The 22,937-nt window shown below is 68.7% G+C and carries 20 protein-coding genes; 18 read left to right on the top strand and 2 right to left on the bottom strand.

The genetic code is table 11. The features are described 5' to 3' along the window. Positions 1 to 161: 161 nt before the first annotated feature. Positions 162 to 677 (top strand): DinB family protein, encoded by a 516-nt coding sequence (locus tag GE073_RS13650; protein WP_101809166.1) that lies wholly within the window; start codon positions 162 to 164, stop codon positions 675 to 677. A gap of 106 nt (positions 678 to 783) precedes the next feature. On the opposite strand, the gene GE073_RS13645 is transcribed toward GE073_RS13650, so the two are convergent. After that, positions 784 to 2,040 carry a DNA glycosylase AlkZ-like family protein gene (locus tag GE073_RS13645; RefSeq protein ID WP_180968505.1) on the bottom strand — a complete coding sequence of 419 codons (1,257 nt, stop codon included), beginning with the start codon at positions 2,038 to 2,040 and terminating at the stop codon, positions 784 to 786. A gap of 317 nt (positions 2,041 to 2,357) precedes the next feature. Here GE073_RS13645 and GE073_RS13640 point away from each other — a divergent pair, with 317 nt between their 5' ends. The 8 genes from GE073_RS13640 to GE073_RS13605 all read left to right on the top strand — a co-directional run bounded on the left by GE073_RS13640 (position 2,358) and on the right by GE073_RS13605 (position 11,075). Continuing rightward, positions 2,358 to 3,146, top strand: a complete 789-nt coding sequence (locus GE073_RS13640) for an ABC transporter ATP-binding protein (protein ID WP_180968504.1) — start codon at positions 2,358 to 2,360, stop codon at positions 3,144 to 3,146. Continuing rightward, positions 3,143 to 3,955, top strand: coding sequence for an ABC transporter permease (locus tag GE073_RS13635; protein ID WP_101809164.1), 813 nt, complete (start codon positions 3,143 to 3,145; stop codon positions 3,953 to 3,955). The genes GE073_RS13640 and GE073_RS13635 overlap by 4 nt, the downstream gene beginning before the upstream one ends. Further along, a complete protein-coding gene (locus GE073_RS13630) occupies positions 3,952 to 4,890 on the top strand; it encodes an ABC transporter permease (RefSeq protein WP_101809163.1) in 939 nt (312 codons plus the stop codon). Before GE073_RS13635 ends, GE073_RS13630 begins: the two co-directional genes overlap by 4 nt. 73 nt (positions 4,891 to 4,963) lie before the next feature. Then, on the top strand, positions 4,964 to 6,022 hold the full coding sequence (locus GE073_RS13625) for an ABC transporter substrate-binding protein (protein WP_228551514.1): 1,059 nt from the start codon (positions 4,964 to 4,966) through the stop codon (positions 6,020 to 6,022). 61 nt (positions 6,023 to 6,083) lie between these two features. Further along, the gene (locus tag GE073_RS13620; protein ID WP_101809162.1) at positions 6,084 to 6,965 is read left to right on the top strand and encodes a nitrilase-related carbon-nitrogen hydrolase; all 882 of its coding nucleotides are present in this window, start codon (positions 6,084 to 6,086) and stop codon (positions 6,963 to 6,965) included. Positions 6,966 to 7,019: 54 nt separating this feature from the next. Beyond that, positions 7,020 to 8,501: a CoA-acylating methylmalonate-semialdehyde dehydrogenase gene (mmsA, locus tag GE073_RS13615; protein ID WP_228551512.1), complete on the top strand. Its 1,482-nt coding sequence runs from the start codon at positions 7,020 to 7,022 to the stop codon at positions 8,499 to 8,501. 31 nt (positions 8,502 to 8,532) lie between these two features. Continuing rightward, positions 8,533 to 10,122 carry an aminotransferase gene (locus GE073_RS13610; protein ID WP_255309700.1) on the top strand — a complete coding sequence of 530 codons (1,590 nt, stop codon included), beginning with the start codon at positions 8,533 to 8,535 and terminating at the stop codon, positions 10,120 to 10,122. A gap of 416 nt (positions 10,123 to 10,538) precedes the next feature. Then, positions 10,539 to 11,075, top strand: a complete 537-nt coding sequence (locus tag GE073_RS13605; RefSeq protein WP_101809160.1) for a hypothetical protein — start codon at positions 10,539 to 10,541, stop codon at positions 11,073 to 11,075. A gap of 93 nt (positions 11,076 to 11,168) precedes the next feature. On the opposite strand, the gene GE073_RS13600 is transcribed toward GE073_RS13605, so the two are convergent. Beyond that, on the bottom strand, positions 11,169 to 12,530 hold the full coding sequence (locus tag GE073_RS13600) for a PucR family transcriptional regulator (RefSeq protein ID WP_028597289.1): 1,362 nt from the start codon (positions 12,528 to 12,530) through the stop codon (positions 11,169 to 11,171). Positions 12,531 to 12,739: 209 nt separating this feature from the next. Here GE073_RS13600 and GE073_RS13595 point away from each other — a divergent pair, with 209 nt between their 5' ends. The 9 genes from GE073_RS13595 (at position 12,740) to GE073_RS13555 (ending at position 22,920) form a co-directional block, all read left to right on the top strand. Further along, complete coding sequence (locus tag GE073_RS13595) at positions 12,740 to 14,035, top strand: M20 family metallo-hydrolase (protein ID WP_028597288.1); 1,296 nt, start codon at positions 12,740 to 12,742, stop codon at positions 14,033 to 14,035. Then, positions 14,014 to 15,453: an NAD(P)-dependent oxidoreductase gene (locus tag GE073_RS13590; protein WP_052332909.1), complete on the top strand. Its 1,440-nt coding sequence runs from the start codon at positions 14,014 to 14,016 to the stop codon at positions 15,451 to 15,453. The genes GE073_RS13595 and GE073_RS13590 overlap by 22 nt, the downstream gene beginning before the upstream one ends. 21 nt (positions 15,454 to 15,474) lie before the next feature. Beyond that, positions 15,475 to 16,770 (top strand): NAD-dependent dihydropyrimidine dehydrogenase subunit PreA, encoded by a 1,296-nt coding sequence (gene preA / locus GE073_RS13585; protein WP_028597287.1) that lies wholly within the window; start codon positions 15,475 to 15,477, stop codon positions 16,768 to 16,770. Beyond that, complete coding sequence (hydA, locus tag GE073_RS13580) at positions 16,767 to 18,203, top strand: dihydropyrimidinase (RefSeq protein ID WP_052332908.1); 1,437 nt, start codon at positions 16,767 to 16,769, stop codon at positions 18,201 to 18,203. Before preA ends, hydA begins: the two co-directional genes overlap by 4 nt. After that, a complete protein-coding gene (locus GE073_RS13575) occupies positions 18,200 to 18,457 on the top strand; it encodes a hypothetical protein (protein WP_028597286.1) in 258 nt (85 codons plus the stop codon). The genes hydA and GE073_RS13575 overlap by 4 nt, the downstream gene beginning before the upstream one ends. 208 nt (positions 18,458 to 18,665) lie before the next feature. Then, positions 18,666 to 19,340 (top strand): deoxyribose-phosphate aldolase, encoded by a 675-nt coding sequence (gene deoC / locus GE073_RS13570; RefSeq protein WP_153783694.1) that lies wholly within the window; start codon positions 18,666 to 18,668, stop codon positions 19,338 to 19,340. A 131-nt stretch (positions 19,341 to 19,471) separates the two neighbouring features. Then, the gene (gene deoB / locus GE073_RS13565; RefSeq protein ID WP_028597284.1) at positions 19,472 to 20,644 is read left to right on the top strand and encodes a phosphopentomutase; all 1,173 of its coding nucleotides are present in this window, start codon (positions 19,472 to 19,474) and stop codon (positions 20,642 to 20,644) included. A 64-nt stretch (positions 20,645 to 20,708) separates the two neighbouring features. Next, on the top strand, positions 20,709 to 21,416 hold the full coding sequence (deoD, locus tag GE073_RS13560; RefSeq protein WP_028597283.1) for a purine-nucleoside phosphorylase: 708 nt from the start codon (positions 20,709 to 20,711) through the stop codon (positions 21,414 to 21,416). A 202-nt stretch (positions 21,417 to 21,618) separates the two neighbouring features. Then, positions 21,619 to 22,920, top strand: coding sequence for a pyrimidine-nucleoside phosphorylase (locus GE073_RS13555; RefSeq protein WP_153783693.1), 1,302 nt, complete (start codon positions 21,619 to 21,621; stop codon positions 22,918 to 22,920). Positions 22,921 to 22,937 lie beyond the last annotated feature (17 nt).

The raw sequence follows: 22,937 nt of genomic DNA, 5'->3' as shown, positions 1-22,937 counted from the left end.
TTTCCTGCTGCCAGTGGTAACGATCTAAAATGAAAAAGAAGGTTACAAATAGGTCGATCCCGGGTATAGTAAGAGCAGCAAAAGGTAACGAGTCAACTTCCATTTCATCGTTACCGTCTTCTTCGCCATTATAGCGTCGCCAAGGAAGGGAGACAAGAACCATGAGCTCGAACCGGGAAAAGACGAATCTGTTGGAAAAAGCCTGGGAGTTTGCTTACAGCAAGGAGGACTGGTCGCCGCCGCTGCAGACGGCGCTCGAAGGCGTGACGGAGGAGCAGGCGGATTGGCGTCCGCAAGGAGCCGCGGCCAACACGATCCGCGAGACGGTCCATCACCTGATTTTCTATAAGAAGGCTTTCCTGCGGGCTTGGCGCGGAGAGAGCGACACGGCCGCGGACGGCGTGACCAACACGGACACGTTCCATGCGGCGGGGATTGGCGCGGAGGAGGCGTCATGGGAGGAAACGCGGCGCAGGCTGGGGCAGGCGCATGCGGCCATCGGGGCGATCGTCCGCGAGTGGGAGGATGACAGCCTGTACGAGAAGCGGATCGGCAAGGGCTCGGAGGCAGGGACCTGGGTGAACAGCCTGGCGGTCCACGATGCCTACCATGCGGGACAGATCATCCTCGTGCGCAAGCTGCAGGGCTCATGGGCGCCGACGCGTTCGTTCAGTTAGGGAGAAGATACGCAAAAAAGAGCACGAAAAGAGGCAAGGCCGGAGTTTCCGGCTTCGCCTCTTTTGGCATGGGACGAGGAAGCGCGCGACAAGAGGGGGGATCGGCTTAAGCCCGGGCGCGGCGCGGCCGCGAGTTGGCGAGCCGCTCCAGGCGCGGCTCGGCGGAGGCGGCCTGCTCGGAAACGGCGAGCCGATCGCAGCCCAGGTAGGCGCGGAAGTCCGAGAAGGCGAGCGCCAGGCTGCGCTGGCTGTCGCGCGTCAGCCGCATGCCGGGCTCCGGCCACCATCCGAGCACAGCCCGTTCGCCGCCCGGCAGGCGGCCCGGCTCCATGCGGGCGACGAACGCCTCGCCCTGGAGCACCGGGAGCGTGTAATAGCCGAACTGGCGGATCGCGGCCGGCTTGTACACCTCCCAAATATAGGCGAAGTCGAACAGCTCGCGGATGAGGCGGCGGTCCCAAAGCACGTTGTCCAGAGGCGCGAGGAAGGAGGTGCGCGCCGGCTGCGAGGACCAGCGCTCGGCGGAGCCTGAATCGAGCCAGCGCTCCAGATCGTCCGTCCGCGCATAGTGGGGAGCGCTCAGTCCTTCCGTCTCCACCTCCACGAGCCGGCCTTGCTCCGCCAGCTCGCGGAAGAAACGCGTACGCTCGGCGGCCTTGAGAAAGTAGGTGCCGACCCAGGCGTCCGACATGCGCGGCGAGAGCAGGCCGACGCCTCCGACCCGCCTCAGCACCCGCCAGCGCGCGTAATCCTCGTCGGCGGGATGCGGGTCCGGGGCGTCCAGCAGCTCCTCGGGAAGAAGCTTCTCGGCCAGCTGGTAGACGCGCTGGTTGCGCTGCTTGCGGTCGATGACGAGCTCTCCCCATAAATACATGCTCTCCATCGTCGCCTTGGCCTGGCGGGCCGGAGACCAGGCCCAGTCGAGCTTGACGCCGCTCTCCAGCTCGCGCGAGAGCAGCGGTCCGCGAGCCTCCAGCGCCTCGCGCACGACGGGCACGAAAGCCGCGACCTCGGGAATGGAGCCGTAGCGGCTGCGGGCCCGCTCGCGCGTTCTCCGGAACGCCGGCCAGTCGGCTGTCGGATAGATGCTCATCACCTTGTCCATGCCGTCGACCAGCAGCCGGTCCGCGTACAGCAGCTCGTCGAGCTGCGACGGCTCGAAGCGCTCCACGCGGGCTTGCAGCACGAGCTCGGCATTGCGGCCGGCCGGATCGAGCGGATCGAACTGGATGCAGCCTGCCTGCCGGATGTAGTCCATGATGCCGGCCTTGCCGGCGTAGCGCCGCTCCGGTCCGAGGCCATGATAATCGAGCAGGAAGCGGCGGGCCTCCGTACGGGACAGCTTGAGCTTGCGATGGGCCATGCGGTCGACTCCTCCTCGAACGAATGTTCTATTCGTCCAGTATAGCGGATCCAGCGGGGCAAGGGAAGGGAGACGGCTCGGCGGCGAGCCGGAGCGCGCCGAATCCGGCAAGGCGAGCGAGCGCTCGACACGGAGCCTTCGCACGGCGCTTCCGTCGCGGCCAGGCTGCCGGCCCCGCGGAACGTTTCCTTCCATCCGTTGTCGACCGTTCAGACACTGTGTCAAAAGCGAATCGGCCGTTCTGTCTAATGAAAAGCGGACCGCCCCCGCTTACGATGGAACCATTCCGGCGAAAGCTTCACGGAAACGGAAGGGGGATGGGAGCTTTGGCGCAAAATGCTGCCCAGCAAGAAATCGTCGTCGACCGGGTCGGCATGGATTACGGCGGAGGCTCCGAGCCGGCGATCCGCGAGATCAGCCTCGGCATCCGCAAAGGCGAGTTCGTGAGCCTGCTCGGACCGTCCGGCTGCGGCAAGACGACGCTGCTGCGGATGATGGCGGACCTGCTGGAGCCGACGAGCGGCGGCGTCGGCATCGCCGGCGGCACGCCGCGGCAGGCGCGGCTGACCCGCAAGTTCGGCATCGTCTTCCAGACGCCGGCGCTGTACGAGTGGAGGACGGTGAGAGGGAATGTCGAGCTGCCGCTGGAGCTGGCCGGCATGCCGCGGGCGCGCCGCCGCGAGCGTGCCGAGGAGCTGCTGGAGCTGGTCGGGCTGGGAGCGTTCGCGGGCAAGCGTCCGCGCCAGCTGAGCGGCGGCATGCAGCAGCGCGTCTCGATCGCCCGGGCGCTGGCCGCGGATCCGCAAATTCTGCTCATGGACGAACCGTTCTCGGCGCTTGACGAGTTCACGCGCGAGCGGCTCGGCGAGGAGCTGCTCGGCCTGTGGAGCCGCACCGGCTGCACGGTCGTGTTCGTCACGCACAGCATCGCCGAGGCGGCGTTCCTGAGCGACCGGGTGTTCGTGCTGTCGGCGCGGCCGGGCCGTCTGTCCGCCGAGGTGGAGGTCGGCTTGCCGCGCCCGCGCGTCGGCTCGCTGCGCGCCGAGCCGGAGTTCCACCGGCTCACGTCGTCGATCCGCCAGCTGTTCGAGGAGGCGGAGCCGTGAGGGCGGGAGCGGCCGGAGGATGGAAGGACCTCGCGTTATGGGGAGCGGCGGCGCTGCTGCTGTGGGAGCTCGGCTCGTGGCTGCTGCTGGAGCGGCTGCAGGTGCCGCTCGCCCAGTCCAAGCTGCCCTATCCGCATCGGATCGCGGAGGCGCTGGCGAGAGACGGCGGCAAGCTGCTCGCCGAAGCGGCGGCGACGCTGGGCAGCGCCGCGAAAGGCTTTCTGGCGGGGGCGCTGGCCGGAGCGGCGCTCGCCCTGCTCATGGGAGCGTCGCGCACGGCCGAGCGGATCGCCGCTCCTTATGCGGTAGCGTCGCAGATGATCCCGATCCTCGGGCTGGCGCCGATCGTGTACGGCATCTTTCGGGATGAGGGCACGGCCCGGCTGCTGATCGCCGCCTACATCGCCTTTTTCCCGGTCGCGCTGCAAATGCTGCGCGGGCTGAAGTCGATCCGTCCCGAGGACCGCGAGCTGCAGCGCGTGCTGGCGGCCGGGCGCTGGTTCGCCTTTCGGACGCTGCTGCTGCCCGCCTCGCTGCCGGGGCTGTTCACGGGGCTGAAGACGGCGGCGCCGCTCGCCGTGACCGGCGCGATCCTCGTCGAGCTGATGGGCGCGCGGCATGGAATCGGCGTGCTCATGCTGCGGTATCTGTATTACGGTCCGTCGCATGCGTATCTGTTCTGGTGCACGGTGCTGCTCTCGGCCGCGCTCGGCCTGCTCGCCTACGGAGCGGTCGCGCTGCTGGAGCGGCTGCTGCTTCCGTGGCAGCGCAGCGGCCCGGCCGCCGCCGGAAAGGGGGCGGGCGCATGACGCCTGGAGCGGATATCGAGCCGAAGAGCGCGACCCGCAGCGGAGCGAGCGTGTCCGCGGCTGCGGCGGCGCTGGAGGCCGCGATCCCGGAGGCGCCGACGCCGTCCCGCCAGGCCCGGCCGCGAGCGAAAAGGCGGCTCGGCAGCCGGAGCGCCGCTTCCCGCCTGCCGGAGCTGCTGCTGCCGCTGGCGGCCGGGCTGGCCGTCCTCGCGCTGTGGCAGGCCGAGCTGTTCCACGCGCTGCTCGGCCTGCGCACGTACCAGCTGCCGCTGCCGTCGGCGATCGCGGCGGCGGCAGCCGCGAACGCGGAGCTGCTGCTCCGCTCCGCCGGCGTCACGCTGGCGGAAGCCTGGCTCGGGCTCGCCGCAGGCTCGCTGCTCGGCTGGCTGGCCGCAGCGGCGGCCGTCCTGCGGCCCGCGCTCGGCCGCGGCGCGCTGCTGCTCGCCGCCGCGCTCAGCGCGGTGCCGATCGTCGCGCTCGCGCCGCTGTTCAGCCTGTGGCTCGGCGACGGCATCGCCTCGCGGGCCGGCGTCGCCGCGGTCGCGAGCCTGGCGCCGATGGCGCTCGGCAGCTGGCGCGGGCTGACGTCGCCGAGCCCGGCGGAGCTTGACCTGATGCGCTCGCTCGGCGCTTCCAAGGCGGCGGAATTCCGCAAGCTGCGGCTGCCGTCGAGCCTGCCCTACACGCTGACCGCGCTCAAGATCAACGCGGCGGCGAGCTTGATCGCCGCGATCGTGAGCGAGTTCTTTTTCGCCTCACGGGGACTCGGCTACCTGCTGTCCAACTCGGTCAAGATCGCGCGCATGCCGCTCGGCTGGGCGTGCATCGCCGTCGCGGCGGCGGCCGGCATCGCCTCGTACGGGCTGCTGCAGCTGGCGGAGCGGCGGCTGCTGCACGGGCGGCCGGACGGCGCCGATTCCAAGCAAGCGCGCTAGCGACAGAGAGAACGGCCGTCCGCAGCCGGCAGCGGGCGGCACGCGCAGACCAATTCGGGGGGAGCGGATGAAGATGGGCATGACGAGGAGAGGCCGGCGCGGCGCGCTGGCCAAGGCGGGAGCGGCGCTGGCGATGGCTGCCGCGCTGGCGGCATGCGGCAACGGCCAGGAGACGCCGGCGGCGGGCGGAGCGGCGGACGGGGCGGCGGCCGTGAAGATCGGCCTGCAGCTGAAGTGGGTGCCGCAGGCGCAGTTTGCCGGTTACTACATGGCGCTCGAGAAGGGCTATTACAAGGAGGAAGGGCTGGACGTGGACATCCTGCCGGGCGGGCCGGACATCGTGCCGGAGCAGCAGGTGGCGAGCGGAGCGGCCGACATCGGCGTCGACTGGGTGGCGAGCCTGCTCGCCCATCAGGAGCAGGGACTGCCGCTCGTCGAGATCGCGCAGATCTATCAAAAAAGCGGGCTCGTGCTCGTGTCCAAAAAGAGCGCCGGCATCGCCGCCGCAGCCGACCTGAAGGGTAAGAAGGTCGGCAACTGGATGGGCGGCAACGAGTTCGAGCTGCTGGCGCTGTTCGACAAGCTCGGGCTCGATCCGGCCAAGGACGTGCAGTTCGCCAAGCAGGGCTTCACGATGGACCAGTTCCTCGCCGGCGAGCTCGATGCCGCCTCGGCGATGACGTACAACGAATATCAGGTCGTGCTGGAGCAGGGCATCCCCGAGTCGGAGCTGAACGTCATCGACATGAACGAAGAAGGCGTCGCCATGCTGGAGGACAATCTGTTCGCCAACGCCGATTGGCTGGCGGACAACAAGGAGGCGGCCGCCAAGTTCGTGCGCGCCTCGATCAAGGGCTGGCAGGAAGCGATCCAGCAGCCGGAGGCGGCCGTCGACGCCGTCATGAAGGCGGCCGAGGCGGACAGCACCTCGCGCGATCATCAGCTCAAGATGATGCAGGAGGTCGCCAAGCTGGTCGCTCCGGACGGCTTCGATCCGGCCGGCATCGGCAAGATCGACGAGGCGGCGTTCAAGCAGACGGCGGACATCGCGCTGCAGTTCGGCGTCATTTCCAAAGCGGCCGATCTCGGGGCGGCGTATACGACGGAGATTTACGACATGGCCGTGAAATGACGCCGGAGCGGGCCGGCCGCGAGCGGAGGACAGGCGGTAGATCAGAAAGGGGGAATGTGCAGTGGATACGGTAAGCATCGGACTTATCCAGGCAAGCCATGACCTGGACGGCGGCGAGGACGTCGCGGCGCACAAGCGGCACGGCCTCGAGAAGCAGGAGCGGCTCATCCGCGAGGCGGCATCGCGCGGAGCGAAGGTCATCGGGCTGCAGGAGCTGTTCGCCGGTCCTTATTTCTGCGCGGAGCAGTCGTCCCGGTGGTACGGGTTCGCCGAAGAAGTGCCGGATGGCCCGACCGTCTCGGCGATGCGGGAGCTGGCGCGGGAGCTGGAGGTCGTGCTGATCGTCCCGGTCTACGAGCGCGAAGGCGTCGCCTCGTACTACAACACGGCGGCGGTCATCGACGCGGACGGCGCCTATCTCGGCAAGTACCGCAAGCATCATATTCCGCATGTCGGCGCCGGCGGGGGAGCGCATGGCTTCTGGGAAAAGTTCTACTTCAAGCCGGGCAATCTCGGCTATCCGACATTCGATACCGCCTACGCCAAGGTCGGCGTGTACATCTGCTACGACCGCCACTTCCCGGAAGGGGCGCGCGCGCTCGGACTCGCCGGAGCGGAGATCGTGTTCAATCCGTCGGCGACGGTCGCGGGCACGTCGGAATATTTGTGGAAGCTGGAGCAGCCGGCGCATGCGGTCGCCAACGGCTATTACGTCGCCGCGATCAACCGCGTCGGCGTCGAGTCGCCGTGGCGGATGGGCGAGTTTTACGGCCAGTCCTACCTGGTCGATCCGCGCGGAGCGATCGTCGCCGAGGGCAGCCGCGACCGGGACGAGGCGATCGTCGGCGTGCTCGACCGGCGCGTCATCCGCGAGGCGCGCGAGGCGTGGCAGTTCTACCGCGACCGGAGGCCGGAGACGTACGGCGAGCTGTCGCGGCTCTAGCCCGGCGCCTGGCGGCGGGAGAGCTAGAGCGAGATGGGAGAAGGGAGTAGACGCATGGAGGATACGCTGGAAATGAAAGAAGCGCCCGCGCCGCGCCGGCTGGCGAACTGGATCGGCGGCCGCTGGGAGGAAGCGCCCGAGGGAGCTGCGCTCGCGCCGGTCGCCGATCCGGCGACGGGCGAGGTGCTGGCGCTCGTCCCGCTCGGCGGCGCGGCCGAGGTCGGGCGGGCCGTCGCGGCGGCGCAGGAGGCGTTCCGCGGCTGGAGCCGCACGCCCGTTCCGGCGCGGGCGAGGCTGCTGTTCCGCTATCAGGCGCTACTGTCAGAGCGGAGGGAGGAGCTGGCGGAGCTGCTGGCCGCCGAAAACGGCAAAAGCCGCGAGGAGGCGCTCGGCGAAGTGCAGCGCGGCATCGAATGCGTCGAGTTCGCGGCCGGAGCGCCGACGCTGCTCATGGGCAGCCAGCTGCCGGACATCGCCTCGGGCCTGGAGTCGGGGATGTACCGCTATCCGCTCGGCGTCGTCTGCGGCATTACGCCGTTCAACTTTCCGATGATGGTGCCGTGCTGGATGTTCCCGCTCGCGGTCGCCTGCGGCAACGCGTTCGTGCTCAAGCCGTCGGAGCGGACGCCGCTGCTCGCCTGCCGGCTCGCCGAGCTGTTCGCGGAGGCGGGCTTCCCGCCCGGGGTGCTCAGCATCGTGCACGGCGCGCGCGAGGCGGTCGACGCGCTGCTGGCGCACCCCGGCATCGCCGCCGTCAGCTTCGTCGGCTCGCAGCCGGCGGCCGCGGCCGTCTATCGGCGCGGCGCGGCGGAGGGCAAGCGGGTGCAGGCGCTGGCCGGCGCCAAAAACTTCAGCCTCGTGCTGGCGGACGCCGATCTGCCCGCCGCCGCCCGCCAGGTCGCCGCGGCCGCGTTCGGCTCCGCCGGCCAGCGCTGCATGGCCTGCGCCGTCGTCTGCGTCGAGCGCGGCGCGGCGCCGGAGTTTCTGCGGCTGCTGCTGGAGCAGGCGGATGCGATGCGTCCCGCAGAGGGAGGCGGCCCGGCCGGCATCGCCACGCCGATGATCCGCTGCGAGAGCCGCGACCGCGTGCTGGCGCTGCTGGAGCAGGCGCTGCGAGGCGGCGCGGAGCTGCTGCGCGACGGCCGGCTCGACCCGGCGCCGCCGGGCAGCGGCTCGTTCCTCGGCCCGACGATCGTCGTCAAGGTGCAGGAGGAGATGGCCGTCTGGCAGGAGGAGCTGTTCGCCCCCGTGCTGTGCGTGGCGGAGATCGGCGGGCTGGAGGAGGGCATCGAGCTCGCCAACCGCTCGCTGTTCGCCAACGGCGCTTGCCTCTATACGGACAGCGCCCGCGCCGTGCGCCGCTTTCGCGAGGAGATCGACGCGGGCATGCTCGGCATCAACATCGGCGTTCCGGCGCCGATGGCGTTTTTCCCGTTCAGCGGCTGGAAAGGCTCGTTCTACGGCGACCTGCATGCGAACGGGCGGGACGGAGTCGAGTTCTACACGCGAAAAAAGATGGTCACCGCCCGCTACTGACGGCGTGTGGCCGACAAGGAGCTGAAACGGCATGGTCCAGCAAGGCATCGGCTCATCGGATGCGGAGGGCGTTCCCGTCTCGGCCGGAACGGCCGGATTGGCAGGGGCGGCAGAAGGGCTGGCAGGAGATGCAGACGGGCTGGCAGGAGATGCAGACGGGCTGGCAGGAGCGGCAGACGGGGCGGCAGGAGCTGCAGACGGGCTGGCAGGAGCGGCAGCTGCTGCGGAGGCATTGGCAGAAACGGCAGAGGCTCCTGCAGAAGCAGCCCCAGCCCAAGCGGGGGCGCCGGCCGTGCAGCGGCGCGGACAGTTGTGGCATGGCATGCGCCCGTACCGGGCGGCCGACCGGCCGCTCGTCATCGTGGAAGGGCAGGGCTCCTGGGTGACCGCCGAGGACGGCCGACGCTACCTCGACGGCATGTCCGGCCTCTGGTGCGTCAACGCCGGTTATGGACGCAAGGAGCTCGCGGACGCGGCGGCGCGGCAGCTGGAGCGGCTTCCCTATTATCCGCTGACCCAGTCCCATCTGCCCGCGATCGAGCTGGCCGAGCAGCTCGGCGAGTGGCTGGAGGGCGATTACGTCGTCTTTTTCTCCAACAGCGGCTCCGAGGCGAACGAGGTCGCGTTCAAGATCGCCCGCCAATACCATCTGCAAAGCGGCAACCCGTTGCGGACGAAATTCGTCGCGCGCTACCGGGGCTATCACGGCAACTCGCTCGGCGCGCTTGCCGCGACCGGCCAGGCGATGCGCAAGCTCGGCTACGAGCCGCTCGCTCCGGGCTTCCTGCATGTGCGGCCGCCGGACAGCTACCGCAGGCCGGAGGGGATGACGGCCGAGGCGTTCCAGCTGCTGTGCGCGCGGGAGATCGAGGAGCGCATCGTCTGGGAAGGCGAGGAGACGGTCGCGGGCGTCATTCTCGAGCCCGTAATTACGGGCGGGGGGGTCATCGTGCCCGACCCGCTTTATATGCAGGAGGTGCGGCGCATCTGCACGGAGCGCGGCGTCCTGCTCATCGTCGACGAGGTGATCTGCGGCTTCGGCCGCTCCGGCCGCAAGTTCGGCCATCACAACTACGGCGTCTCGCCCGACATCGTGACGATGGCCAAAGGACTGACGAGCGGCTACCTGCCGCTCGCCGCGACGGCGGTGAAGCGCGAGCTGCACGAGGCGTTCCGGCGCACCGGCGCGCTGGCGCATCTGCGCCACATCAATACGTTCGGCGGCAATCCCGCCGCGTGCGCGCTGGCGCTCGCCAATCTGAAGCTGCTGGAGCGCGAGCGGCTGCCGCAGCGGGCGGCGGAGCTCGGCGCGAAGCTGCTCGGCGACTTGCGCGCGGAGCTCGCCTCGCATCCGCAGGTCGGCGACATCCGCGGCTTCGGGCTGATGGCCGGCATCGAGCTGGTGGCGGACCGGTCCAGCCGCGAGCCGCTCGGCGCGGCAGTGGTGCAGGCCGTGCTCGACCGCTGCCGGGAAGCGGGGCTCATCATCGGCAAAAACGGCGACACCGTCGCCGGCATGGCCAATGTGCTCACGATTGCGCCGCCGCTGTCGTCCACAGACGAGGACATGGCGTTTCTGCAGACGGCGCTGCTGGAGTCGCTGCTGCCGCTCGCTCGATAGGAGGAGGATTCGAGCCGGTGCGCCGGGTTTCCGCGAACCAAGGAACTCTCGATTCTCTGGTCGAGCTGATGCGCCGGGTTTCCGCGTGCGAAGGAACTCTCGACTCCCTGGTGGAGCCGATGCGCCGGGTTTCCGCGTGCGAAGGAACTCTCGACTCCCTGGTTGAGCTGATGCGCCGGGTTTCCGTGAACCAAGGAACTCTCGACTCCCTGGTGGAGCCGATGCGACGGGTTTCCGTAAACTAGGGAACTTTCGACTCCCTGGTGGGGCCGTCGGGCCGGGTTTCTGCGAACCAAGGAACTCTCGACTCCCTGGTCGAGCCGATGCGACGGGTTTCCGTAAACTAGGGAACTTTCGACTCCCTGGTGGGGCCGTCGGGCCGGGTTTCTGCGAACCAAGGAACTCTCGACTCCCTGGTGAAGCTGATTCGCCGTGTTTCCGCGAACCAAGGAACTCTCGACTCCCTGGTGGAGCCGATGCGCCGGGTTTCCGCGAACCAAGGAACTCTCGACTCCCTGGTAGAGCTGATGCGTCGGGTTTCCGTAAACCAGGGAACTTTCGACTCCCTGGTGGGGCCGTCGGGCCGGGTTTCTGCGAACCAAGGAACTCTCGACTCCCTGGTCGAGCTGATGCGCCGGGTTTCCGTGAACCAAGGAACTCTCGACTCCCTGGTGGAGCCAATGCAGCGTGTTTACGCGTGCGAAGGAACTATTGAATCCCTGGTGGAGCCGATGCGCCGGATTTACGCGGGCGAAGGAACTCTCGACTCCCTGGTGGGGCCGTCGGGCCGGGTTTCTGCGAACCAAGGAACTCTCGACTCCCTGGTGGAGCCGGTACGCCGGGTTTCCGCGAACCAAGGAACTATCGACTCCCTGGTGGAGCCGATGCGCCGGGTTTACGCGGGCGAAGGAACTCTCGACTCCCTGGTGGTGCCAGTCCGGACGAACCGATGACGCATCAAGCCATTTTCGACGGCTGCCCGCATCCGATCTGGCAGCGCCATCATAGCAAATCCGCATCCGCATCCGATGCGGCAGTCGCTCGCGCTAGCGGGCCGCGTCTCCGGCAAGCCCGCCGGGATGCAGCAGCCGGTAGGCGCGCAGGGCAAGCTCGGCGGCGAGCCGGCGCTCGGGATCGAGCCAGACGGGACCGATCAGCTCCTCGATCCGCTCGAGCCGATAGTACAGCGACTGGCGGGCGACATAGAGCCGCCTGGCCGCCTCCTGCTTGGAGCCGTCGGCGTCGAGGAACACCTGGAGCGTTCGCAGCAGCTCGCCACCGCGCAGCCGGTCCGCCTCGAGAAGAGGACCGAGATGCCGGGCGACGTACGCCTGCAGCCGCCTCCCGTCGTCGAGCGCGGGCAGCAGCTGCAGCACGCCGAGCTGCTCGTAGCAGAGCAGCTCTCCTGCGTCTTCGCACGCATACGGGCCAGCAGCTCCGCCCGCCGCTTCGCCCGCCGTCGCCCGACCGCCAGCAGCTCCGCCCGTCGCCGGACCGCCGCCTCCGGCGGAACGCGCCGCGGCTGGCTGCGGCTGCCGGAGCAGGCACAGCCGCAGCGCCTCCTCGGCCTCGCGGCGCGCTTCCTCCGCGCCGACCGCCCCGGCGAAGCGCGAGCTGGCGCCGGCGCAGCCGCCGGGCACGGCCGACAGCGCGGCGCGCAGCGTCCGCTCCAGCCGTTCGCCCGCGGCGGAGCGCGCCGACTGGCCGGCGACGGCGAGCAGCCGCGGGCCGCGCGCTTCCGCGAGGCAAACGAAGCCCGCGGCGCGCAGCCTGCGGCGCAGCTCATCGGCGGCTGCGGCGGCGGCCGGAGCGGAGTCCCATTCGGCCGCCGCCGCCCGCCACACCAGCCCTTCGAGCGGATGGGCGAGTCCGTCCGCGGAGCCGGCTTCCGGGCCGCGCAGGGCGCGTCGCAGCAGCGCCGCCTCGGGGTCGGCGCGGGCGGCGGGAGAGAGGGCCTGCCGGCGCTGGAGGATGAGCGAATGGAGCTCCTGGGTGATGTCGACATACCTTACGGTCCGCGGAAAGACGATGAGAGGCGTCGCCGCCTCCTCGGCGAGCTGCCGCCAGCCGCGCGGAAGCTCGCGCAGGCGGGAGCCGAGCTCGAGGCAGACGCAGCTGACGCCGCGCTCGAGCAGGCGGGTGAGGAACTGCGTCTGCCGCAGCTCGTCGGAGCCGAAGCCGAGACCGGTCGTCAGCACCATCTCGCCTCCATGCAGCAGCTCCGCCGCCTCCGCGGCCTCCAGCACATGCACCCAGCGGATGCGCCGTCCGAGTCCCGCGCGTCCGGCTTCAAGCCGCGCTCCGTCGAACGGCCGCGTCGACAGCGTCTCCCGGACGGTCACGCCCCGCTCGGGCTCGGCGCCGGCTTGCTCCTCGATCGACAGGCGAGTTGCTTCGCCATCCCTCATGGACTTATCCTCCCGTTCTTCGATGCCGGCCGCAGCCGCGATCAGGCGCGGCGATCCGCATCGTTCGTGTCTGTTAAGCTTACATCAAAAGAGCCGTTTCGAAAATAATGATTCAAAAAATTCAGAAAATTAAGTATGATACGTCATGTATCCTAACACGAGACCTCTCGCAAATCCCAGTTCAGTGAGTTCAAAAAAGGAGGAGAGCGATGATACGATCCTGCACGACATCGAACGAACGGGTCATGCGGCGGCTCGGCCAGCTGGCCGAGCTCGGACGCATCAGCGAGACCGGCGTCAGCCGGCTGGCGATGACGCCGCTCGACCGTCAGGCGGCCGACATGGCGAGAGGCTGGATGGAGGAAGCCGGCTTGAGCGTGCGAATGGACGCGGCGGGCAACCTGATCGGCCGGCTGGAGGCCGCGGACGGAGCGGCCGGGCCTGTGCTCATGCTCGGCTCCCATCTCGACACGCAGCCGTATGCGGGGACGTACGACGGCATCGTCGGCGTGCTTGGCGCGATCGAGGCGGCGCATGCGCTCGCCGCCCAAGGCTTCGCTCCCGCGCTCCCGATCGAGGTGGTCGCTTTTTCTGACGAGGAAGGCTGCCGGTTCGACAAAGGCATCTTCGGCTCGCGGGCCATGTCCGGCCGGCTGGAGCCGGGCGAGCTGGAGCGCGCCGACCTGGACGGCGTGACGCGCCGCGAGGCGCTGGCCGCCTTTGGCGGCGATCCGTCCCGGCTCGACGAGGCCCGTTATCCGGACGGCGCGATCGCCGCCTATCTGGAGCTGCATATCGAGCAGGGACCCGTGCTCGAGGCGGCGGGAGCGGCCGTCGGCCTCGTGACCGCGATCAGCGGTCCGCTCTGGCTGACGGTCGAGCTCGAAGGCTTCGCCGGCCATGCCGGCTCGGTGCCGATGGCGATGCGCCGCGACGCGCTCGCCGGCGCCGCGTCGATCATCAGCGGCTTCCAGCGGCTCGTGCGCGCCGAGGCGGGCACGCCCGCGGTCGGCACGGTCGGCACGCTGCAGCTGTTTCCCGCCTCGCGCAACATCATCCCCGAACGCGTCCGCTTCACCGTCGACCTGCGGGACATCGACATGGAGCGGCGCGGCCGGCTGGAGGCGGAGCTGCGCCGGCTGATCGCCGAGACGGCGGCCGACAACGGCCTCGCCTATGCGGTCAAGGTCGATACCGACAGTCCGCCGCGGGCATGCAGCCCCGAGCTGATGGCGGCGGTCCGCGCGGAGGCGTCCGACATGGGGCTGGAGCTGCCCGAGCTGATGAGCGGGCCGTTCCACGACGCGCTGGCGCTGTCCTACGTCTGCCCGTACGCCATGATCTTCGTCCGCTCGCGGGACGGCATCAGCCATAATCCGCGGGAATTCTCCTCCGCCGAGGATATCGGCCTGGGCGTGGAGCTGCTGTACCGTACGCTGAAAAGGCTGGCCTCGCCGAGCGGGTCGGAAAGGAGCGATGGATCATGGTCGATGACATCCGCCTGAGCGCGGCGTTCGGCGATCCGGCCGTGCCGGAGCCGTTCCGCGAGCTGGTGCCGCCGCTGACGCGAGCGGCCGCCGCCGAGGAGTCGAACCGCTGCCTCTACTGTTATGACGCGCCCTGCATCAAGGCCTGCCCGACGTCGATCGACATCCCGTCGTTCATCAAGCGGATCGCCACCGGCAATCCCGAAGGCGCGGCGCATGCGATCATGGACGCGAATCCGGTCGGCGCGAGCTGCGCGCGCGTCTGTCCGACGGAGCTGCTCTGCGAGGGCGCATGCGTGCTGAACGGCTCGTCCGCGCCGATCGCGATCGGCAGGCTGCAGCGCCATGCGACCGACTATGCGGCGAGCGCCGGGCTGCGGCTGTTCGCGCCCGGCGAGCCGGCCGGCGTGAGCGCGGGCGTCATCGGCAGCGGACCGGCCGGCCTTTCGGCGGCGCGGGAGCTGGCCCGCTTCGGCTTCGACGTCGACGTCTACGAGGCCCGCCAGGTGGCGGGCGGACTCGACAGCAGCGGCATCGTCAGCTTCCGCCTGCCGACGCATGTGCCCGACTGGGAGGTGCGGCAGGTCGAGGAGCTCGGCGTCCGCTTCCATACCGGCGTGCGAGTCGGCAGCTCGCTGAGCGTCGAGGAGCTGCGCGGCCGCCATGACGTGCTCGTGCTGGCGGCGGGCATGGGCTACGTGCCGCCGCTCGGGCTCGAGGGCGAGCGGCTGGAGGGCGTCTACGACGCGATCCGGCTCGTCGAGGCGACGAAGGCCGGACGCATGCCGTCCGCGCTCGCCGGCGCGCGGGTCGCGGTCATCGGCGCCGGAAATACGGCGATCGACGCGGCGACCTGCGCCGTGCGGCTCGGCGCGGCGGAGGTGAAGATCGTCTACCGCCGCACGGCGGCGGAAATGACCGCCTACCCGTTCGAATACGAGTTTGCCAAGCAGGAGGGCGTCGGCTTCGTCTGGCTGACCCAGCCGCTGCGCATCGTCGCCGGGCCGGACGGCAAGGCCGCCGGGCTCGAATGCATGCGGCTGCAGCCTGACGGACGCGTCGGGTCCGACGGCCGCCGGCTGACATCGCCCGTGCCGGATTCCGCCTTTTTGCTGGAGGCGGACGCCGTCGTGCTGGCGACGGGGCAGGAGCGCCTCGCGACGCTGGCCGAACAGCTCGGCATCGCGCATCGAGCAGGCGTGCCGGAGGCCGATCCGCGCACCGGCCTGACGTCCGATCCGCGCATTTATGCGGCCGGCGACATCCTGCACGGCACCGGAGCGGGCGAGGCGACGGTCGTCTCGGCGGCGGAGCAGGGCAAGCGGGCCGCCGCCGCGATCGCGGCCGCCTGGCTCGGGCCGGACTTCGCCTCGCGCCGCCGCGCTCCGGCTGTCGCCGTCCCTTCGCGCCATGCCGGGTCCGCCGGCCGAATCTAACCGAAAAGGAGGTCGACTACGATGGCCGATCTGTCCATCTCGCTGGCGGGCATACGCTCGCCCAATCCGTTCTGGCTCGCCTCCGCGCCGCCGACGAACACCGGCTACCAGGTGCAGCGGGCGTTCGAGGCCGGCTGGGGCGGAGCCGTCTGGAAGACGCTCGGCGAGCCGATCATCAATACGTCGTCGCGCTTCGCGGCCGTCCATTTCGGCGGCAAGCGCGTCGCCGGCTTCAACAACATCGAGCTCATCTCCGACCGGCCGCTGGAGGTGAACCTGCGGGAGATCCGCGAGACGAAGCGGCTGTTTCCCGACCGGGCGCTCGTCGCCTCGCTCATGGTCGAGCCGAAGCGGGAGAAGTGGCATGAGATCGTGAAGCGCGTCGAGGACGCCGGCGTCGACGGGCTGGAGCTGAACTTCGGCTGCCCGCACGGCATGGCCGAGCGCGGCATGGGCGCGGCTTCCGGCCAGCAGCCGGATCTCGTCGAGAAGCAGACGATGTGGGCCAAGGAGGCGGCGCGCACGCCGGTCATCGTCAAGCTGACGCCGAACATCACCGACATCACCGTCACCGCCCGCCACGCCGTGCTCGGAGGCGCGGACGCGGTCAGCCTCATCAATACGATCAACAGCCTCGCCGGCGTCGATCTGGAGACGTGGAACACGGTCCCCCATGTCGGCGGCAAAGGCGCGCACGGCGGCTACTGCGGTCCGGCGGTCAAGCCGATCGCCCTCAGCATGGTCGCCGAATGCGCGCGCGATCCGCTCGTAGGCGTGCCGATCTCGGGCATCGGCGGCATCTCGTCGTGGCAGGACGCGGCGGAGTTCCTGCTCATGGGCGCGGCGGGCGTGCAGGTGTGCACGGCGGCGATGCATCACGGCTTCCGCATCGTCGGCGAGATGGTCGACGGGCTGAGCCGCTATCTCGACCGCAAAGGACTGGCCTCCGTCGCCGAGCTGACCGGGCAGAGCGTGGCCCGCTACACGAACTGGGGCGACCTCGACCTGAACTACCGCGTCGTCGCGCGCATCCGCCAGGATACCTGCATCAACTGCAACAAATGCCATATCGCCTGCGAGGACACGTCGCATCAATGCATCGACATGCTGAACGGCGCCGGCGGCAAGCCGTACCTGCAGGTGCGCGAGGACGACTGCGTCGGCTGCAATCTGTGCTCGATCGTCTGCCCGGTGGACGGCGCGATCGAGATGGTCGAGCTGCCGCCGGCAGCGCCGTCATTGACGTGGAACGAGCGTCAGCGGGCGCTGGCGCGGCTGGACCGCGAATCCATACGAGCGGAGGCGGTGGAAGGATGAAAAAAGCACGGATCATACAAGGCGGCACGGTCGTGACGGCCGGCTCCGTCAGCGTCGCGGACATCCGCATCGAGGACGGCGTCATCGCGGCGATCGGCCGCTCGCTCGACGCGACGGGCGCCGAGACGGTCGACGCCGCCGGGCTGTACGTCTTTCCCGGCGGCATCGACCCGCATACGCATCTCGACATGCCGTTCGGCGGCACGGTGACGGCGGATGATTTCGAGAGCGGCACGATCGCCGCGGCGTTCGGCGGCACGACGACGATCCTCGACTTCTGCCTGACCGAGCGCGGACGGCCGCTCGGCGATGCGGTCGCCGCCTGGCATGCCAAGGCCGAGGGCAAGGCGGTCATCGACTACGGCTTCCATCTGATGGTCGCGGATGCCGGCGAGCAGGCTCTGGCAGAGCTGCCGGAGCTGATCGAGCGCGAGGGCATTACGTCGCTCAAGGTGTTCATGGCGTACAAAAACGTGTTCCAGGCGGACGACGGCACGCTGTACCGGACGCTGCAGCTCGCCCGCGAAGAAGGCGCGCTCGTCATGGTGCATGCCGAGAACGGCGACGTCATCGAGCGGCTCGTCAGCGAGGCGCTGGAGCGGGGCGACACCGAGCCGATCTGGCATGCGCTCACGCGTCCGCCGCAGCTCGAGGGCGAGGCGACCGGGCGGGCCGCCGAGCTCGCCGGCCTGGCCGGAGCGCCGCTTTATGTCGTGCATGTCACCTGCGCCGAAGCGGTCGAGCGCATCGCCGCCGCGCGGGCGCGCGGACTGCGCGTCTATGGCGAGACCTGCCCGCAGTACTTGACGCTCGACATCTCCGCGCTCGAGCGTCCGGATTTCGAGGGCGCCAAATACGTCTGGTCGCCGCCGCTGCGCGAGGCCTGGCATCAGACGGCGCTTTGGAACGCGTTGTCGTCCGGCACGCTGCAGGCGCTCGGCTCGGATCAGTGCTCCTTTCATTTCAAGGGGCAAAAGGAGCTCGGCCGCGGCGACTTCTCCAAAATTCCGAACGGCGGCCCGACGATCGAGGACCGCTTCAGCCTGCTGTTCTCCGAAGGCGTGGCCAAAGGCCGGATCGACCTGCAGCGGTTCGTCGAGCTGTCGGCGACGAACGCCGCCAAGCTGTTCGGGCTGTTCCCGCGCAAAGGCACGATCGCGGTCGGCAGCGACGCCGACCTCGTGCTGTTCGACCCGTCGGCGACGCGGACGCTGTCGGCGCGCGACCATCATCTGCGCGTCGACTACAGCGCGTTCGAGGGCATGGAGGTGCAGGGCGAGCCGGTGTCCGTGCTCGTGCGCGGCGAGTTCGTCGTGCGCGACAAGCAGTTCGTCGGGCAGGCGGGCAGCGGCCGTTACTTGAAGAGAAGCCGCTTCGGGCTCGGCGGGAGCCTGGCGCTGCCGGCGGTTCCGATCGGAGGAAGCCCGTCATGAGCGCGTATGAAGCCTATGCGGAGGAGAAGCAGCGGCTTGACGCGCTGGTCGAGGAGGGCCGGCTCATCGAGGAGATCCGGGAGGATCTGGACGGGGCGGTCATCCGCTTTTCGGCTGCGCCGGGAGCGGCGAGGGGGACGGGGGAGGACGCTGCGCTCGGGCTGCGCATCGGCACGGCCGACGCGCGCAAGCATGCGGCCGTGCTGCTGATCCGCCAGCTGGCGGTGGGAGAAGCGGGCGGCGAGGCGGATTGAGGATGGCGGGCGGTCGACCGGGCAACCGGACGGCCGCCCGTTTTTTTACGCAGCGGCAGCAGCGGGTCTGATTTCCCGGCGATTTGGGCAGGGATAGACGGAGAGCCCGTCGTGTCCCGACGGACTGAACATATGATTGAAGCGGCTTGTACATTTGTTCAGACCGATGCTATGATGGAGGCAGTTCAAGAATGGGGTGGATATGGACATGCAACAGGGACAACTCGCTGCAATGATCGACCATACGCTGCTGCGCGCGGATGCGACCGCGCCGGAGATCGGCAAGCTGATCGAGGAAGCTCGCCAATACGGCTTCGCCTCCGTCTGCGTCAATCCGACCTGGGTGCGGACGGCCGCCGAGGCGCTCGCGGGCACCGAAGTGAAGGTATGCACCGTCATCGGCTTCCCGCTCGGCGCGACGACGAGCGCCGTCAAGGCGTTCGAGGCGGCGGACGCGATCGCTTCCGGCGCCGGCGAGATCGATATGGTCATCAACATCGGCGCGCTCAAGGACGGCCGCGATGCCGACGTCGAGGCGGACATCCGCGCCGTCGTGGAGGCGGCCGCGGGCAAGGCGATCGTCAAGGTGATCATCGAGACCTGCCTGCTCAGCGACGAGGAGAAGGTGCGCGCTTGCGAATGCTCCGTGCGGGCTGGAGCCGACTTCGTCAAGACGTCGACCGGCTTCTCGACCGGCGGCGCGACGGCCGAGGACATCGCGCTCATGCGCCGTACGGTCGGCCCCGACATCGGGGTCAAGGCTTCGGGCGGCGTGCGCAGCCTGGAGGACATGGAGCGCATGGTGGCGGCCGGCGCGACGCGGATCGGCGCCAGCTCCGGCGTCAAGATCATGGAAGGCGGCCGTTCGGAAAGCACCTACTGACCGCTGGCCTTTGCAGCAGCCGGAAAACCTCGGTTTTTCGGCTGTTTGTCTTGGCATGGGCAAAGTTGCCCGCGCGGCGGCGGTTCCGCTATGATAGAGCAGCAGGAAGGACCAGGAAAGGACTTGATGTCATGTTCAAACGCATCCATATCATCGTGATGGATTCCGTCGGCATCGGCGAGGCGCATGACGCGGCCTCGTTCGGCGATGTCGGCGCCGATACGCTCGGCCATATCGCCGAGGCGCAGGGAGGACTGCGGATGCCCGTCATGGGCAGCCTCGGCCTCGCCAATATCCGCCCGTTCGCGGGCATCGAGCCGGCGGACGAGCCGCTCGCCTTTTATGGAAGGATGCAGGAGGCGTCGAGCGGCAAAGATACGATGACGGGCCACTGGGAAATGATGGGCCTGCGCATCGACACGCCGTTCCGCGTCTTCGAGCACGGGTTCCCGCAGGAGCTGATCGACCGCATCGAGGCCCATACGGGGCGCAAGGTGATCGGCAACAAGGCGGCCAGCGGCACCGAGATCATCGACGAGCTCGGCGAGGAGCATATGCGCACCGGAGCGCTGATCGTCTATACCTCCGCCGACTCCGTGCTGCAGATCGCCGCGCATGAGGAGATCGTGCCGCTGCCGGAGCTGTACGCGATCTGCGAGTTCTGCCGCGAGATCACGCTCGACGATCCGTACATGCTCGGACGGATCATCGCCCGCCCGTTCGTCGGCGGGCCGGGCACGTTCAAGCGGACGGCCGGACGCCATGACTACGCGCTCAAGCCGTTCCAGCCGACCGTCATGAACACGCTCCAGGAGGCCGGACGGGAAGTCGTGGCGATCGGCAAGATCTCCGACATTTTCGACGGCGAGGGCGTCACGCGCAGCATCCGCACCGCTTCCAACGACGAAGGCATGGAGCGGCTGACGGAAGTGTGCGCGGAGGATTTCTCCGGCATCAGCTTCCTCAATCTGGTCGACTTCGACGCGCTGTACGGCCATCGCCGCGACCCGGCGGGCTACGCGCAGGCGCTGGAGGCGTTCGACGCCCAGCTGCCGGCGGTGCTGGAGCGGCTGACCGCCGACGATCTGCTCATCGTGACGGCGGACCACGGCAACGATCCGACCTACACCGGCACCGACCATACGCGCGAGTACGTGCCGCTGCTCGTCTATTCGCCTCGCTTCGAGGCTGGACGCGAGCTTCCGCTGCGCCTCACGTTCGCCGATGTCGGCGCGACCGTGGCGGACAATTTCGGCGTCGCCGCGCCGGAGCACGGCACGAGCTTCCTCGGCGAGCTGCGCTGATCTCGGTCCGAATCCGACCCGTTCCTATTCACCTACATTCCCTCTACGAACAGGAGATGACTTCATGAGCGTCCATATCGGAGCCAAAGAAGGACAAGTCGCCGAGACGGTGCTGCTGCCGGGCGATCCGCTGCGCGCCAAATATATCGCCGAGACCTATCTCAGCGAGATCGAGCTGTACAATGAAGTGCGCGGCATGCTCGGCTATACGGGAACCTACAAAGGCAAGCGGATTTCCGTGCAGGGCTCGGGCATGGGCTTGCCGTCGATCAGCATCTACGCGAACGAGCTCATCCGCAGCTACGGCGTGCGCAACCTGATCCGCGTCGGCACCTGCGGCGCGATGCAGCGGGACGTGCGGGTGCGCGACGTCATCCTTGCCCAGGCGAGCTGCACCGATTCCAGCATGAACCGCAACCAGTTCCTCGGCTACGACTTCGCGCCGATCGCCAGCTTCGGCCTGCTGAAGTCCGCCTACGAGCATGCGACCGCGGCCGGCATGAACGTGCATGTCGGCAACGTCTACAGCACCGACGTGTTCTACAAGGAGGATACGACGGCCGTGCAGCGGCTCATGGACCACGGCGTGCTCGGCGTGGAGATGGAGACGACGGCGCTGTATACGATCGCGGCCCGCCACGGCGCGCAGGCGCTTACGGTGCTGACGGTGAGCGATCATCTGCTGACCGGCGAGGAGACGACCGCCGAGGAGCGCCAGTCGACGTTCAACGACATGATGGTGGCGGCGCTGGAGACGGCGGCGGGGCTCTAGAGCGCTTCTCGGCCCGGCAGGCGATTCGTTCTTTAATGACATGAATCGACAGCGGGGCTTGGCCGTTTTGTTTTATGGCATTAATGAAGACGGGCCTCCGCTTCAATCGTTGTGCAGACAAGGATTTCTGACTGAATCTCAGCTTATGATACGATATTTTACGGCATGAAATAGACATGAGGTTAAAGAAGGGGGAACGCCCATGAGAATGGTCGAGCTGATCGAGAAGAAAAGAGACGGCGGGGAGCTGACGACGGAGGAGATCCGCTTCATCGTCGAAGGCTATACGGACGGCCGCATTCCGGACTACCAGGTGAGCGCGTGGGCGATGGCGGTCTTTTTCCGCGACATGACCGACCGCGAGCGGGCCGATCTGACGATGGCGATGGTGGAGTCGGGCGAGACGATCGACCTGTCGGACATCGAAGGCGTCAAGGTGGACAAGCATTCGACCGGCGGAGTTGGCGATACGACGACGCTCGTGCTCGCTCCGCTCGTCGCCGCGGCGGGCGTGCCCGTAGCTAAAATGTCCGGACGCGGCCTCGGCCATACCGGCGGCACGATCGACAAGCTGGAGGCCATCCCCGGCTTCCATGTGGAGCTGACGCGCGAGGAGTTCGCCCGCCGCGTCAACGAGTCGTCGATCGCCGTCATCGGCCAGAGCGGCAACCTGACCCCCGCCGACAAAAAGCTGTACGCGCTGCGGGACGTCACCGCCACCGTCGAGTCGATCCCGCTCATCGCCAGCTCGATCATGAGCAAGAAGATCGCCGCCGGCGCCGACGCGATCGTGCTGGACGTGAAGACCGGCGCCGGCGCGTTCATGAAGGACGAGCAGGACGCCCGCCGCCTGGCCGCGGCGATGGTCGCCATCGGCAACCAGGTCGGCCGCAAGACGATGGCCGTCATCTCGGACATGAGCCAGCCGCTCGGGCTTGCGATCGGCAACGCGCTCGAGGTGAGGGAGGCGATCGACACGCTGCGCGGCGAAGGGCCGGACGACCTGCGGGAGCTCTGCCTCGCGCTCGGCAGCCAGATGGTCTATCTCGGCGGAGCCGCCCGCTCCATCGAGGAGGCGGAGGCGCTGCTCAAGGAGCTGCTCGCGAGCGGCAAGGCGCTGGACAAGTTCAAGGAATTCATCGCCAACCAGGGCGGAGACCCCGCCGTCGTCGACGATCCGGACCTGCTGCCGGCAGCGCCGTACCGGATCGAGCTGCCGGCTCGCGAGAGCGGCTTCGTCTCGGGCATGACGGCGGATGCGATCGGCACGGCGGCGATGATCCTCGGCGCCGGACGGGCGACCAAGGAGTCGGAGATCGACTTGTCGGTCGGCATCGTGCTGCGCAAGAAGGTCGGCGACGCCGTGCAGGCCGGCGAGTCGCTTGCCACGATCCATGCGGCGACGGAGCAGGTCGGCGACGTGCTGGAGCGCCTCTACGCGGCGATCGAGATCGCGCCGTCGGCGCAGGCGCCGGAGCTCGTCCGCGGCATCGTGACGGAATGATCGAATCGAGCACAGGG

The sequence above is a fragment of the Paenibacillus sp. B01 genome, assembly GCF_009649995.1.
GTDB lineage: Bacteria > Bacillota > Bacilli > Paenibacillales > Paenibacillaceae > Paenibacillus_O > Paenibacillus_O pasadenensis.
The sequence above is the reverse complement of the archived record's forward strand: the minus strand, read 5'-3'. Positions and strand labels throughout refer to the sequence as shown.

Coding starts and splice junctions, on each gene's coding strand:
- GE073_RS13650 (WP_101809166.1), top strand. CDS start 162: ATGAGCTCGAACCGGGAAAAGACGAATCTGTTGGAAAAAGCCTGGGAG.
- GE073_RS13645 (WP_180968505.1), bottom strand. CDS start 2,040: ATGGCCCATCGCAAGCTCAAGCTGTCCCGTACGGAGGCCCGCCGCTTC.
- GE073_RS13640 (WP_180968504.1), top strand. CDS start 2,358: ATGGGAGCTTTGGCGCAAAATGCTGCCCAGCAAGAAATCGTCGTCGAC.
- GE073_RS13630 (WP_101809163.1), top strand. CDS start 3,952: ATGACGCCTGGAGCGGATATCGAGCCGAAGAGCGCGACCCGCAGCGGA.
- GE073_RS13625 (WP_228551514.1), top strand. CDS start 4,964: ATGGGCATGACGAGGAGAGGCCGGCGCGGCGCGCTGGCCAAGGCGGGA.
- mmsA (WP_228551512.1), top strand. CDS start 7,020: ATGGAGGATACGCTGGAAATGAAAGAAGCGCCCGCGCCGCGCCGGCTG.
- GE073_RS13610 (WP_255309700.1), top strand. CDS start 8,533: ATGGTCCAGCAAGGCATCGGCTCATCGGATGCGGAGGGCGTTCCCGTC.
- GE073_RS13600 (WP_028597289.1), bottom strand. CDS start 12,530: ATGAGGGATGGCGAAGCAACTCGCCTGTCGATCGAGGAGCAAGCCGGC.
- GE073_RS13595 (WP_028597288.1), top strand. CDS start 12,740: ATGATACGATCCTGCACGACATCGAACGAACGGGTCATGCGGCGGCTC.
- GE073_RS13590 (WP_052332909.1), top strand. CDS start 14,014: ATGGTCGATGACATCCGCCTGAGCGCGGCGTTCGGCGATCCGGCCGTG.
- preA (WP_028597287.1), top strand. CDS start 15,475: ATGGCCGATCTGTCCATCTCGCTGGCGGGCATACGCTCGCCCAATCCG.
- hydA (WP_052332908.1), top strand. CDS start 16,767: ATGAAAAAAGCACGGATCATACAAGGCGGCACGGTCGTGACGGCCGGC.
- GE073_RS13575 (WP_028597286.1), top strand. CDS start 18,200: ATGAGCGCGTATGAAGCCTATGCGGAGGAGAAGCAGCGGCTTGACGCG.
- deoC (WP_153783694.1), top strand. CDS start 18,666: ATGCAACAGGGACAACTCGCTGCAATGATCGACCATACGCTGCTGCGC.
- deoB (WP_028597284.1), top strand. CDS start 19,472: ATGTTCAAACGCATCCATATCATCGTGATGGATTCCGTCGGCATCGGC.
- deoD (WP_028597283.1), top strand. CDS start 20,709: ATGAGCGTCCATATCGGAGCCAAAGAAGGACAAGTCGCCGAGACGGTG.
- GE073_RS13555 (WP_153783693.1), top strand. CDS start 21,619: ATGAGAATGGTCGAGCTGATCGAGAAGAAAAGAGACGGCGGGGAGCTG.